This window comes from Nostoc sp. PA-18-2419 (assembly GCF_005869855.1).
Taxonomy (GTDB): domain Bacteria; phylum Cyanobacteriota; class Cyanobacteriia; order Cyanobacteriales; family Nostocaceae; genus Nostoc.
Genome location: NZ_SZNH01000050.1, coordinates 1 through 14049 on the forward strand (window position 1 = coordinate 1; position 14049 = coordinate 14049).

At 36.5% G+C, this 14049-nt stretch carries 10 protein-coding genes and 1 pseudogene; 6 read left to right on the forward strand and 5 right to left on the reverse strand.

All coding sequences use genetic code 11. The features are described from left to right. Window positions 1–225, reverse strand: a pseudogene (locus FCR06_RS28990) (IS701 family transposase); the annotation flags it as partial. Window positions 226–384: 159 nt separating this feature from the next. On the opposite strand from FCR06_RS28990, the gene FCR06_RS28995 reads away from it, so the two are divergent. Both FCR06_RS28995 and FCR06_RS29000 read left to right on the forward strand, forming a co-directional pair. Then, a protein-coding gene (locus FCR06_RS28995; protein ID WP_138505972.1) for an IS630 family transposase occupies window positions 385–1403 on the forward strand; the annotation gives its coding sequence in 2 pieces (ribosomal slippage) (window positions 385–805 and window positions 805–1403; 1020 coding nt in all). Window positions 1404–1451: 48 nt separating this feature from the next. Further along, on the forward strand, window positions 1452–2159 hold the full coding sequence (locus FCR06_RS29000) for a B3/4 domain-containing protein (protein ID WP_138505974.1): 708 nt from the start codon (window positions 1452–1454) through the stop codon (window positions 2157–2159). Between the two features lie 12 nt (window positions 2160–2171). Here FCR06_RS29000 and FCR06_RS29005 read toward each other — a convergent pair whose 3' ends face one another. Continuing rightward, window positions 2172–2576 carry an ATP-binding cassette domain-containing protein gene (locus FCR06_RS29005; RefSeq protein ID WP_138505976.1) on the reverse strand — a complete coding sequence of 135 codons (405 nt, stop codon included), beginning with the start codon at window positions 2574–2576 and terminating at the stop codon, window positions 2172–2174. A 35-nt stretch (window positions 2577–2611) separates the two neighbouring features. Here FCR06_RS29005 and FCR06_RS29010 point away from each other — a divergent pair, with 35 nt between their 5' ends. Continuing rightward, window positions 2612–3736, forward strand: a complete 1125-nt coding sequence (locus FCR06_RS29010) for an aminotransferase class I/II-fold pyridoxal phosphate-dependent enzyme (RefSeq protein ID WP_138505978.1) — start codon at window positions 2612–2614, stop codon at window positions 3734–3736. A 5-nt stretch (window positions 3737–3741) separates the two neighbouring features. On the opposite strand, the gene FCR06_RS29015 is transcribed toward FCR06_RS29010, so the two are convergent. From FCR06_RS29015 to FCR06_RS29025, 3 genes are all read right to left on the reverse strand, one after another. Then, complete coding sequence (locus FCR06_RS29015; RefSeq protein WP_138505980.1) at window positions 3742–4695, reverse strand: hypothetical protein; 954 nt, start codon at window positions 4693–4695, stop codon at window positions 3742–3744. A 227-nt stretch (window positions 4696–4922) separates the two neighbouring features. Continuing rightward, window positions 4923–5720 carry an SDR family NAD(P)-dependent oxidoreductase gene (locus FCR06_RS29020; protein WP_138505982.1) on the reverse strand — a complete coding sequence of 266 codons (798 nt, stop codon included), beginning with the start codon at window positions 5718–5720 and terminating at the stop codon, window positions 4923–4925. 18 nt (window positions 5721–5738) lie between these two features. Next, window positions 5739–6077, reverse strand: coding sequence for a hypothetical protein (locus FCR06_RS29025; protein ID WP_223280343.1), 339 nt, complete (start codon window positions 6075–6077; stop codon window positions 5739–5741). 850 nt (window positions 6078–6927) lie between these two features. Here FCR06_RS29025 and FCR06_RS29030 point away from each other — a divergent pair. From FCR06_RS29030 to FCR06_RS29040, 3 genes are all read left to right on the forward strand, one after another. After that, complete coding sequence (locus FCR06_RS29030; RefSeq protein ID WP_138505984.1) at window positions 6928–11970, forward strand: non-ribosomal peptide synthetase; 5043 nt, start codon at window positions 6928–6930, stop codon at window positions 11968–11970. Next, window positions 11957–13117, forward strand: a complete 1161-nt coding sequence (locus FCR06_RS29035) for a methyltransferase domain-containing protein (RefSeq protein WP_138505986.1) — start codon at window positions 11957–11959, stop codon at window positions 13115–13117. Before FCR06_RS29030 ends, FCR06_RS29035 begins: the two co-directional genes overlap by 14 nt. 154 nt (window positions 13118–13271) lie before the next feature. Then, complete coding sequence (locus tag FCR06_RS29040; RefSeq protein WP_138505988.1) at window positions 13272–13916, forward strand: hypothetical protein; 645 nt, start codon at window positions 13272–13274, stop codon at window positions 13914–13916. Window positions 13917–14049: the final 133 nt, after the last annotated feature.

The following is a 14049-nucleotide window of genomic DNA, read 5'->3' on the forward strand; positions in this document are numbered from 1 at the left end:
ATGATGTAATGACTGGGCTGAGTTTATGCTCACTACCTTTGCTATCTCTGGTAACGATTTTCGTTTTATAGTTGATATTATCCCCATATGTAAATATTTGAAGCATTCATAATTTCTTACTTCTTTAAACAGACCTTTATACTTTGCACAATATTCATCTATGATGGCAACTGTTGGGTGAGCATCTCTTGCTAAATGTTTCAGAATTTGTAACTCTACATCCATTGCCCCACTTACCTTTCAGGGTTTTCTTTTTTTATTCTTTTATTCAGAATACCCGGAAAGTGACAGAAGAGGGGTATAGCAATCCTAAATCAATTGTGAGAAAATACGTAGATACTAAATAGGTATACTTAAAAGCAAGTACAGTAACGGACAATGTGGATGCGATCGCTATCAGAGTTCATCGAAAACAGCCAAGACAAGCGTGAAGTTCAGCGGGCAATTGCAGTCAAAATGCTGCTTGAAGGATACACTCATGCTGCGATACAGTCGATATTGGGTGTTTCATCAGGATTTATAAGTAAGTGGAAAAAGGCATTTTTTACTTTAGGAGTAGAGGGGTTAAAGCTTGGATACAAAGGGAGTCAGGGATTTTTAAATCCACAACAGCGTGCATCGATAATTGAATGGCTCAAGACCAAACAGAAGTGGAATTTGAGTGAACTAGAGTACGAGATTGCCTGCAAGTATGGGGTGGTGTTTGAATCAAAACAGAGCTACTACGACTTATTTGATGCAGCCCAAATTAGTTGGAAGAAAACTCAAGCTCACAATCCTAAGTATGACCCAGATTTAGTAGCATCAAAAAAAAAGAAATTTCTGGGCTACTGGAAGCAAGACGTTCTGAAATTGAGTCAGGAAAGTTAGTGGTGTTCATGGTGGATGAATGTCATTTGTTATGGGGGGATGTATGTGGATATGTTTGGGGTAAAACGAGCGAAAGAGTAAGGGTTCCGATAGTTAATGTTCGTTGTAAACAAACGTATTTTGGTGCATTAGATTATAAAACCAAAGAGTTTTTCACCTTTGCGGCAAAAACTGCAAATTCCGAGACTACAGTCAGCTTTTTAGAATACCTTCAATCTCAACAAAGAGGAGCAAAACTTTTGATTATTTGGGACGGTGCAAGCTATCATCGTTCGCAACAGATTAAGGATTATTTGGACTCACTAAACCGTGAGAAAGAAACAGCGCAATGGTTAATAACTTGTGAGCGGTTTGCTCCCAATGCTCCACAACAGAACCCAGTAGAAGATATCTGTTTGCAAGCAAAAACATTGGTTCGAGAATTATACTTTTTCTGCCATTCTTTCTCTATCGTTAAGGGGCTATTTGAATTGTCAATGGATTGTCAAATTTTTAACTTCCCTAAGCTCCATGAATATGGTATTTTCTCATGACTCATTTAGGATTGCTATATAAATATAAGTCATATTAGAGAAGAAAAAATGGCGTTTGTAGTTGATAAAACAGTGTATGATATGTTCCCAGGTTTGTTACTAGTTGTATGTTCGGGAAGGAATCTGGATAATGAGACTGAAAAACCAAATATTCAGCAGGCATTGAAGAATGTTCAAATTCAACTTAGAAATAGCTGGGAATATGCAAATCCCCAATCCCATCCTAAGATTGAAGCTTGGCGACGAGCTTTTAAGCAGATAGGAGTATCAGGTCAAAAATTTCCAAGTTCTATTGAAGCATTTTGTCGTCGTATTCTTTCAGGAAGGGAAATTCCCAGTATTAATCCTCTTGTAAATTTCTATAATCTCATTTCTATACGAAACTTAGTCACATCTGGTGGTTGGGATATTGATAATATTCATGGAGAAAATATATTTCTAAAGTTAACCACTGGTGGTGAGCCTTTCATTGAGTTAGGTCAAAAGATACCAATATATGTTGAAGCAGGAGAAGTCAGCTATACTGATGCTAAAGAATTGATTACTCGTCATATAGTTTGGCGACAGTCTGAAACAGCAAAAATAGTCACAACAACAAAAAATTTCTTTCTTGTAGCTGAGATACTACCTGATGTAGGTAGAGAGGTTGCTGAGTTTGTTGAAAAATCATTTATCGATGGTATAGAAGAATATTTCAATATCAAGGTAAAATCTGCAATATTAGATATCCAGTGTTTACGATGGGAGTGGGACTAACAACATCTACTCCTATAGTTTGTAATATCTATCGAGATCATCAGTATCTAAAGATGAAGTTGCTTCATCAAAGATAACAATTTGGGGATTTTTAAGCAAGACTATAGCGATCGCTATACGCTGCCTTTGTCCTCCTGATAGTTTCACTCCCTGCTCGCCAATAATTGATTTATATCCACAAGGAAAGCTCATAATAAACTCATGGGCATTAGCAGCTTTTGCGGCTGCTTGAATTTGCTCATCTGTTGCATCTAGCTTTCCATAAGCAATATTATCCCGTACTGTGCCGTACAAGAGCAACGTTTCTTGGGGAACGATTCCAATGTGCCTTCGTAATGATTTTAAGCTGATGTCTCGTATATCACGATCGTCAATTAAAACTCGCCCTTTTTGAGGATCGTAAAAACGAGCTGCGATGACACGCCCTAGTACAGATGTTTAGAAAAAAATCAATGAATAATAGACCGCCTTTCACTCATCTTGTTCAAGCTCTTCCCCAAACAATGTCGTTTATTGATCCTGGAACACTTGAACGTCATAGTGGACGAGCTTTAAAGTTACGCTTGGGAGCTAATGAGAGTAGCTTTGGGATCTCGCCATACGCAAGAGAAGCAATGCGAGAGGCAGTTGAGTGTTTAACATTGTACGCCGATCCTCAAAGCTACGATTTGAGGGCAAAGCTTGCTTCCATTCATGGCATCACTATGAAAAACTTAGTTGTCGGTAGCGGCATTGATGATCTTATAGGACTAGTAGTACGTACCTTTATCCAAAGAGGTGAAGTTGCAGTAACTTCCTTTGGAGCTTATCCGACTTTCAATGACCATGTAATGGGGTATGGTGGTCAACTTCACTTTGTACCTTATAAAGACTATTACAACGATTTGCAAGGGCTTGGTGAAACGGCTGCGAGATTAAAAGCACGCATACTCTACCTAGTTAACCCAGATAATCCAACAGGAACAAACCATACATCTGCTAGCCTTCAAATGCTTATAGAACAACTCTCTCCAGAGTGTCTCTTGCTACTAGATGAAGCATACATAGATTTTGCTCCAACCGAGACTGTTCTTCCAATCGATCCTAACAACCCACGTGTTATTCGCCTGCGTACTTTCTCAAAAGCATACGGACTAGCTGGTGCTAGAATTGGCTATGCTATTGCATCTCAAGAAACGATCGCTGCCTTTGAGAAGATCCGCCTTCACTTTGGGGTCAATCGAATTGCTCAGGTTGGAGCTTTAGCATCCCTGCACGATCCAGAATTTTTATGTCACACAATAAGTGCTGTCGAGCAGGGACGGCACGACTACGAGATATTGGCTCGTGAGCAAGGATTTTCGATACTTCCTTCGGCGACGAATTTTGTTGCCATCAACACAGGATGTTCTAAACGAGCAAAGGCAATAGTTAAAGGTTTATTAGAGCGTGATGTCTTTGTACGTATGCCTAGCGCACCACCATTGGATCAATGTATTCGGATAACTATCGGCACATCCCAAGAGCGTAATACTTTTGCAGAAATCTTCCGCGAACTGCTCGTTTCTGATAAAGGAGTGAACTTCAGTTTTATCTGACTTCTTTATAAATTGAATACTCTCATCAATAAGTCAGCATAGCTTTTAAAACCGATACTAGTATAACTACTGTTATAAAATGTACATTTTGTCATTACACAATTAGCTGGATCTATAAGCAGTAGTCTACTTTTTTCTAATCTGCTCAGTTCATTTAATGCGCTTTTATGAGGATTTAGTAAGCTTCCTTCTTCAGCTTCCACAACTTTTTCACAAACAAATTTATGTACATTCATAAGCTCTTTATAGCTTAAGATAAACTTCTCTTGGTGGAGATAAAGACAATCAGGTAAGACTTTGAAAGTAGTCTGCAATTTTTTCCATACACTTATTAAAAACGAATGATCTAATCCCATGATTCCACTAAATCCATCTGGCATACTTGGGCGAACATTGTTTTGATAAATCTGTTTGCTATAATTTCCTGCTAATTTGAGTGCAACACTTGATGTTGACATCAGAACTGTTGCAGTTTCTAACTCGATTACAGCGTTGTTTAACCTTCCAGCTTGTATCTCAAAATCAAAACGATGACAACAGATAATCAATCCTTGAATTAAGGAAAAAAATATCCAATGAGCTTGTATCCAGAGTTCTATGGGTTTTGTTTTAATAAGATTGAACAAGTTGTGTTCATCACTTAACTCTAAAGCAATTTTGCTTGCTTTTAGAACACTCATCACTAAAACCCAACTCGCAGTAGAGTCCTCAGCTTGAATCCGCTTGATCCGGAAGTACTTATCGTAAGCTCCAATAGGAAGCACTGTCAAAGAAAGCGTTTCGATTGAACCTAAAATACTCAGTAAATCGTTAATTTCGGAAATCGGTTGCTGATGTGACAAAGCTTGAGAAAATAACTTAAGGGTTTCGCGTAGTTTGCCCTTTATACACTTAGATAATTCATCGTTAGTTGGTAAGCTCTTAGATGGTAGCAAAAAAAAGTATTTTGAAGCTTCCATTAAACTATTTCCAGAAGTTAGGATTATAGGGTTTGACTTTACTGAAGCTCACTTTTGAAATTAATATTAAGAAAGGCATTACTAGTACAGGTCGGCGGAAATAAACCTACCATTTGGAATGGGTAAAAAGCTTGCGGTATAAGTATTCTTTCTTTTTACTTTTTACTTTTTACTTTTGCCTTGTTGTACTACTGGTAAAGCAAAGCTCACAATTAGGTTTTATACCTTCACTTATCTTCAACAAATAAATTATGCACATCTTGATCGTGGTTGGTAAGACGGTCTTCCCAGTCCCATGCACCAGCGACAGCAATATTTGCACCTGAGATATAAGAAGCACTATCAGAAGCCAAAAAAGCGATCGCTTCGGCAACTTCTTCAGGTAGCCCTAAACGTCCCATCGGAACACGTTTTTGCATCCATTCTTTTTGCTCTGATGGCAAGTGCCCGTTATCAATTAAACCAGGAGACACACAGTTTACTGTAATATTGTTGGCTGCTTCTTCTACTGCCAAGCTCCGAGTTAAAATTAGAACACCTGTCTTAGCAATAGCGTAAGCTGCAATATTAGGGGCGCCTCTTACCAGATAAGTTGGGCTTAGTCCAATATTAATGATTCGCCCTTGGCCACGAGTACGCATCTTAGGAAGAACAGCATGGCACAAGTAATAGACGCTACTTAAGTTACTATTTAATACATAATGCCACTCATGATGATTCATAACATTAAGCGGCTTGAAGAAAAACTCTCCAACATTATTAACTAAGATGTCAATTACTCCGAACTGCTCTATAACGGTATTCACAAGCGTATCAGATGCTTCTGAAACACTAACATCAGCTTTCACCGAAATAGCTTGCCCACCAAGAGTCTGTATTTGTTTAACTACCTCAATGGCAGCATCTTCATTAGTATTATAATTAATTGCCACGTTGGCACCTTGTTGAGCAAGACTTAAGGCAATGGCTTTACCGATACCTCGTGAGCTACCTGTAACAAGAGCAACTCGCCCTGATAGTTTCATATCTGCCTCTGTGTAATATTAACCGTGGTAGTCATCGAACTCCTCGTGTTCCACTTCAACTGGCAGTTCAGTGTAGTAATTAATCTCACGAGGTGTAGTACAGAAATCGTTGTAAAAGCTTTTTAGTAAAGGTTCTTCCTGCGCCACTAAATCTTCGTGAAGTTCACGACTACGCCACGGGTACAGGATAAAAACATCAGTAAGGCATGTAAAACTTTGGTAAAAGCGTGCATGACCACACCAACCAGGGTGGATGTGTGCTTGCGGTCCAAGCTTTTCGTCCATCATTTGCATCAATTCTAAAGCCTTATCCTCCAGGACAAGCTTGAGATGCCAAATTTCCATAACAATAATCATACTCTTTTTTGCTTAATAGAAGGTTTGAAGAAAATTTCAGTAGACCGAAAAGTTTAGAGCTTGGTTTTTTGTTACCCATCAAGCGATCGCAACCAAAAAAAGATGATTTATAAAAGCCTAAAACAACCTATTTACTTTGATACATAATATGTTTTTTTTGTAAAGTGTGTAAGTCCTAGTAACTTTAAATATCTAATTTTCACCCAAGAAGGGATATTATTCGGACTTAGACAGTGTACAAATTCATTATCTTGTCCACCAACGATAATACCTCGTTTCAGGCTTTTATAAATCATCCTTTAAGAAATAGCGTGGGCATCGCCTAAAAAGTGCCGATAAATCAAGGTTGAATACCTGAAATCCGTACCACAATATTTGATTTGTGTCAAAATATAAGTCACGACTATTATATATTAAACAAATATCTTTGCATTTCTTCACTTAAAGAAGTCGGCGTTAAAAAATTAACCTATGTAAATAAGTCTAAAGTTAGTAAAAAGCTTATAAATCAATAGTTTTAGAGTTTTTACAAAATTCAATCTACCTTGGTTTTATCGTGCCTACTTAAAATAAATTAAATTAAATTAAATTAACTAAAAAATCAGGACAATATTCATTCTAGTCGTATAATACTTTGTGAGCCAAAATACTAGGTCTCAATCGTATATATTTTTTAAATAAGCTTAAAATCGTGATTAAACCTTACTAAAGGTATTAAGCTTATTTAAGAATCCATACAAAAAGCGAGAATTAATATCACTATTTAGGTACTTTTAAATACCTAAATAGTGATATTGCTTATATTAATTCCGATCGATTTTGAGTTACCATTAAAACTAAAACCGCATTTATGATAAATTATTTGCATAGTGAAACAATTCATGAGATGTTTTCAGTGCAAGTCGAAAAAACTCCTGAAAATATTGCAATTGTCGATGAAGACTATGAATTGACCTATACACAACTAAATCAGAAAGCAAATAAAGTTGCCTATTGTCTGTCAATCCGCTACAAAATAAAACCAGATGATGTCGTTGGGATCGTCATTAAAAGATCCGCATGGACGATTATTGGAATACTGGGTATTTTAAAAGCGGGAGCAGCTTATGTTCCAATCGATCCAGCCTACCCTGAAGAGCGACAAAAATATATACTTAATGATTGCGCTTGCAAAATACTCTTGACAGATCAAGAATTACCTAGCACCCATTTTGACTTAGAAAAATATCAAATCTGTAATATTAAAGAGTTAGTAAATCAGCAATTGGACTGCAATCCCTCTATAGTTTCAGGAGTTTCAGGCAATCATCTAGCTTACTTAATTTATACCTCTGGCTCCACAGGAAATCCTAAAGGGGTAATGATTGAACATAGAAATATTATCAATACCTTAATGTGGAGACAAGAATTCTATGGTTTTAATTCCTCAGATGTTAATCTCCAGTTACCTTCTATTTCATTCGATAGTTCAGTAGTAGACATATTCAGCATCCTGTGTTCTGGAGGAAAGTTAATACTACTGAAGGAAGAATTACGAACAGACTTAAAGTATATAGAAAAATTAATCGCTAAATATCAAGTCACCCATTTTTTGACTGTCCCGTCTTTTTATTGGATTATTTTAACTGAATGCTATAAAAATTTATCTAGTATCAAGGCCGTGACACTTGCAGGAGAGGCCGTAGGTCGGGAAATAGTTAACTCACATTTTACCTTGTTACCAAATGTAGAATTAATTAATGAGTACGGACCAACAGAAAATTCAGTATGTTCAACGGCATATAAATTGAAGGCAGAGGAAAAAGTAATTATTATCGGTAAGCCTATTTCAAATGTGGAAGCATATATTCTTGATGCACAGTTAAATCAAACTGCACCAATGGAAGAGGGGCAAATTTGTTTAGCAGGAAAAGGGTTATCAAGGGGGTATTGGCGAAACGAAGAATTAACAGCACAAAAGTTTATCCTTAATCCTTTGAGGGAATCAGCAGAAAGATTATATTTAACAGGAGATTTGGGACGGATTAATCTAGATGGAAATATAGAATTTTTAGGACGAATAGACGAACAAGTTAAAATCAGAGGATATAGAATAGAGCCAAGAGAAATTGAAGATGCTTTATTAAAATATCCAGAAGTAAAAGAAGCTGTAATTGATGCAAAAGAAGTGATTCCTTTGCAAAAGGAATTAGTAGCCTATATCAGAAGTGAGAACAGTATATCTGATGAAGAATTGAAAAAGCATTTAGGTAAGGTACTTCCCAAATACATGATACCTACTTACTTTGTCTTTCTCAAGGAAATTCCGCGTACACCTAGTGGGAAATTAGATAAAAATGCTTTGCCTTATCCAGTTAGAGAAGACAAGGAGCAATATATTGCACCCCAAACTAATTTGCAACAAGAAATTGTCCAAATATTACAGAAATTATTGGGAATAGAAAATATAGGTATATATGATAATTTTTTCCAAATTGGTGCCCATTCTTTGGTTATTGCTCAACTCCTAGCTAGAATTAATAAAAACTTAGAAATAAACGCGACTTTAAAGGATGTATTTGACAATCCAACAATAGCCACTTTAGCCAGTAGAATTGAAACTTTACCTTTTCAAGAAACTGCATATTCTCCCATTCCCGTAGTTTCCCGCGATTCAAATATTCCCCTAACGTTCCAGCAGGAACAGGTGTGGTTTCTCCATCAGCTTGTTCCAGGGAATGTCGCTTATAACGCTCAGTTCACAATCCACTTTCAAGGAGAATTGGATCGAGAAATTTTAGAAAAAAGCCTGAGCGAGATTATTAAAAGACATGAAATTTTGCGGACGACTTTTCCTGAAGTGAATGGAGAGCCTGTTCAGAGAATTCATTCACCTTGGAGGGCACAAATTTCAACAATAGACTTGCGGGAATTACCTGAATGGCAACGTGCAGAGCGTGCTGAGGAATTGATTAAGCAAGAATTGGCAAAACCATTTGATTATACACGCCTTCCGTTGATTCGGTGGTACTTGTATCGGTTAGGAGAACTGGAGTATGTTTTCCTTAATGTTGAATTTCATTATGTCCATGATGGCTGGTCAGTATCCGTATTTTTACGTGAACTACAAGCGCTATATGATGCTTATAAACAAGAGAAACCCTCTCCACTTGAGGAAATGCCTCTTCAGTTAGCAGATTATGCTGCATGGCAACACAGCCCTGTTCAAGAAAGTTTATTCAACCAACAACTTGCGTATTGGGAAAAACAGTTAGCAGGCTGTCTATTTGTGCTTAATTTGCATACAGACAGACCCAGACCTAAAATACCAAGTTTGAAAGGAGAATTGATACGACAAGACCTACCCGTAGACTTGTATCGGTCTTTGCGAAAATTAAGTCATGAAAATGGTGTAACTTTATTCACGACTTTATTTGCTGCGTTTTCTAACCTGTTGTTCAGATATACAGGTCAAGAGGACATATTGATAGGTACAGCTATAGCTAACAGAAGGCGCAAGGAAACTGAAAATGTACTTGGGATGTTGGTGAATATGATTCTCTTGCGTGCCAACCTTGCAGGTAATCCTACCTTCAAAGAACTGCTTGTCAGAGTCCAAAAAACTTTATTTGAAGGACTTGAACACCAAGATATTCCCTTTCAGAAAATTGTCGAAAAGGTCTACCCGAAACGAGTACCTGGGATGAATCCTCTTTTCCAGGTAATCTTCAGCTTTCATGACAGTCCAGTACCCGACCTAGATTTTCTTGGATTGAAAGGCCACTTAACTATCAGACATAGTGATAGTGCAAAAGTAGATATCGAGGTTATCTGTGTTCCAATTGCAGAACAAAGGATTGGTAGAGAGGAACGAGAGGATAATGACAGACTAACTCTAATTTGGCAGTACAACAGCGACTTGTTTGACCGGGAAACCATGCAAAAGATGATTGCTCATTTCCTGATCGTGCTTGAAGAAATAGTAGCCCAGACAGAAATCAGAATTGGTCAAATTGAGATGTTAACAAAGGTAGAAAAGACCAAGTTGTTAACAGAACTTAAAGGTACAAAAGTAGCTTATCCAATAGGGGCAACTATACACAGCTTATTTGAAGAGCAGGTAAAAAAGACCCCGGACAATATTGCCGTAATCTGTGATGAAAAGCAATTAACGTACAGAGAACTGAACACAAGAGCAAATCAGTTAGCTCATTACTTAAAAGAACATCACCACATCAAGTCAGATGATGTAATCGGACTGATGGTGAATCGTTCAGAACAGATGGTCATTGGGCTTTTAGGGATATTAAAAGCAGGTGGAGCGTACCTTCCTCTTGAGCCATTATCTCCTGAAAACCGACTCTCATATATGATTGAGGACAGTGGAGTCAAGGTAATACTAACACAAACAAATTGTAGTCAAAATCTGCCAAGCGATCGCCAATCAGTATTGCTTTTCGATGTGCTATCAGAAGAGTTGCATACATATCCGACTACCAATCCGCAACAAACCAACACGGGAGATGACTTAGTTTATATTATCTACACTTCAGGTTCAACCGGAAAGCCTAAAGGAGTACTCGCTAAACACAGTTCCTTAGTAAGTTTAGTAAATTGGTATGCCAAAACCTTAAACTTAATAGAACCTGATTCAATGTTGCTAATAGCTCCTTTAAGTTTCGATCTGGCACAGAAAAATATATTCGCTCCGTTGGCTGTTGGCGCTAGCATCTACCTATCAGAAAGAATTATCGGCAACTACGACACCATTGCCGAGACGATAGCCAAACATCATTTGACGCTAGTTAACGCCAGTCCCAGTGCATTGTATCCCTTGTTGGAAAGCAAATACTTTGACAAACTTCATTCTTTACGAAAAATGGTTTTTGGCGGAGAACCAATCAACATTCAAAAATTAACTTTGTGGATGACATCACCACATTGTCAAACAAAAATTATCAATGGTTACGGCCCGACAGAATGCACCGGTGTAGTTTCTGCTTATACAGTTGAGGGAGATTTGCCAACTTTAGAGCGAATTCCCATCGGTAAACCCATTGATAATACATACATTTATATCTTGACTAATCAACAGCAATTATTACCACCAGGAATTGTTGGTGAAATCTGTGTTGGCGGTGTAGGACTAACAAGAGGTTATGTTAATCAAGAAAGTTTAACTAGAGAAAAATTTATCTCTAATCCGTTTGTAAAAGGGGAATACTTGTATCGTACTGGTGATATGGGAAAGTTGTTACCCGACGGCAACATTATATTTATAGGACGTAACGATGAGCAAGTTAAAGTTAGAGGTTATCGGATAGAACTGGGAGAAATTGAGGCTAACTTACAAACCCACGCTCAAATTTCACAAGCAGTAGTACTTACTAAAGAAGATGAAAGGAACGATAAATATCTGATTGCATACATAGTTGCCCCAGAACAAATAAATGTCACAGAAATTAGAACTCATCTGAAGCAAACTCTACCAGAATACATGATTCCAACGTATTTTGTACAGCTAAAGCAACTTCCCTTAACTCCAAATGGCAAGATAGATAAGCAAGCTCTACTAACACTGAAACAAGTTAGCCTACATCCAGGAATTGCATACCAGTCGCCCAGAAATGATACAGAAAAAAAACTTGCAGCGATTTGGCAAGAAGTTTTGAGAACAGACAATATAGGAGTCAAGGATGATTTTTGGGCTTTAGGAGGACATTCTTTGCAAGCAACTCGTGTCATTTCTAGAGTGCGAGAAATATTTCAACTAGAACTTCCACTAAACAGTATGTTTGAAGATACTACTTTAGCAGAGTTGGCTGAACGCGTAGATTCCTTAATATGGAATCGAAAAACTGTACAAATAAATACAAACAGTTCAACAATCCTTGAGGAGTTTGGAGAGATTTGAAAATCAAGCCTTAGATAGTAAAAATATGAATGAAGCCTTGAAAGATACGATATGTTTACAGTGCGGTAATAAATTGGGAAATTACCAAAATTTCTCAAACAAAATAATTTGTTCTAATTGTGCCTATGAATACCCCGTTATTGAACAAAAAATTCCGATTTTATTAAAAAATCCTCACAAATACCTTGCTGAAATTTTATCTGAATACGAAAAATACATTCAAGAAAGTGAAAATCGGCTTCAAGAGATAGTAGTATCTGATAATAAAAACCCCCTCCGTTCTCAAGTTATAAAATCAATTGAATCGGGTATTATTTTCAATAATCAATATATTCAATTATTGCGGGAGCAGATATCGAAACACATAGAATTAAATCATTTAATGAAAATTGCTACTCATGAAAAATCTTATGGTTATTCAGCAAACTTCAGCTATTTGCAACGAGACTGGTGTTGGCTACCAGAAGGAGAAGAGGAATTAGAACTGATTCAGAATACACTCCTAAAATATATTCTTTCCTTTGACACTGAACGCGATGCTGCAATAGTACTTGGTGCTGGTACAGGGAGAATAGCGTGGGATCTTCGGGATAAATATAAATGGATGTACGCAACAGATTTATCCTACACAATGGCGGCTTTATTTTATGATTTACTAGAAAAAGAAATTGTTTTTTATGAAATCAACCAGAAAAATATTTTTAATGACACAGAAGCAGCACGCTGTTTAACAGCTACAATGTATCCTCCAAAGAAAGAAGTTGTCCAAATTCAGCAACCTAGTAGCGAAAATTTTTCTTATTTTATCGGAGATGCATTACATCTTCCTTTTGTGGAACATTCTTTATCAACAGTTATATCTGTTTATTTTACAGATGTAGTTCCTCCCCAATTTCTATTCGCAGAAATTGCCAGAGTAATCAAACTAAATGGAATATTTATCCACTTTGGTCCACTTGCTTACCATTTTAATGATTTGTCTTACAGTTTAGCAGCTAACGAGATTAGAGCGTTGTTGAAACAACACAATTTTGAAATTTTAGCTGAAGAAACAGTTCCCACTTTTCATAAATCTTCTTCTGTGTCGATGTCATCTAAACTTTATCGTAACTGGACTTTTGCTGCTATCTGGTCTGGGTTTAGTTAGAGTTTTCACTACCTATTTTGCAAAAATACTCAACCAGTACTTAATAAGTTGCTGCTCAAGTATGATTAGCTTAACTTTTTAACATTTAAAAATAGTCAAAATCTATTTTATCCCTGATTTTACTTGCAAATTATTTCAAAGGAAATATTCCCAAATGGAAATTTTTAATTCTCTTACATATCTGGATCTTTCAAATATAAAGGAATTTCATACATTGACGAAGAAAGTATTGATAGATTTAGCTAGCGACAAAGAGATATTTAGATTGTTACTAAACTCGGTTGCAGAAAACTCTTACTTACTTTCTTTAACTGAACATCATGATGTTTTAGATAAAGTAGTTCTATATGAAGATGCCTCTCGAGGAATACGTATAAGACTGCACGTATACTTAGAAGAATATTCTGGTAGACCACATAACCATACATGGCCTCTCTCTAGTTTAATTCTACATGGAGGTTACCAACATCATTTATATGGTGATGGTAAAGATTGGAATGAAGATATAGATATAGAGAAACTAAGACCTTTAATGATTAGAGAAGAAAAAGTAGGCTCAATGTACACTCTCGATCCTGACACAGTTCATTCTATATCAACACAACCCTATACTATATCTTTAGTTGTGATAACACCTCATCTTAAAGAGCGCTTTTTAGTAGTAGATAAAAAAAAAGATACAGCTTTTTGGCAATACGTAGTAAAACATAAGATGCCAACAGAAATGCAAAATAAATCAATGTCATTAAGTTATTTCAACAGTTTAGTTAGTAAGATTGATGATTTCAATTTAATATAAAATATATTAAATTGTTGTGAAAAAATAAAAAACTAAATAAAAATACAAGCGTGATTTTTTGAAATTTGAATTTAATCAATAATTGTTTAGAATATTTGCGAAAATGTATGCCCATGTTACTTATCGAAGGATG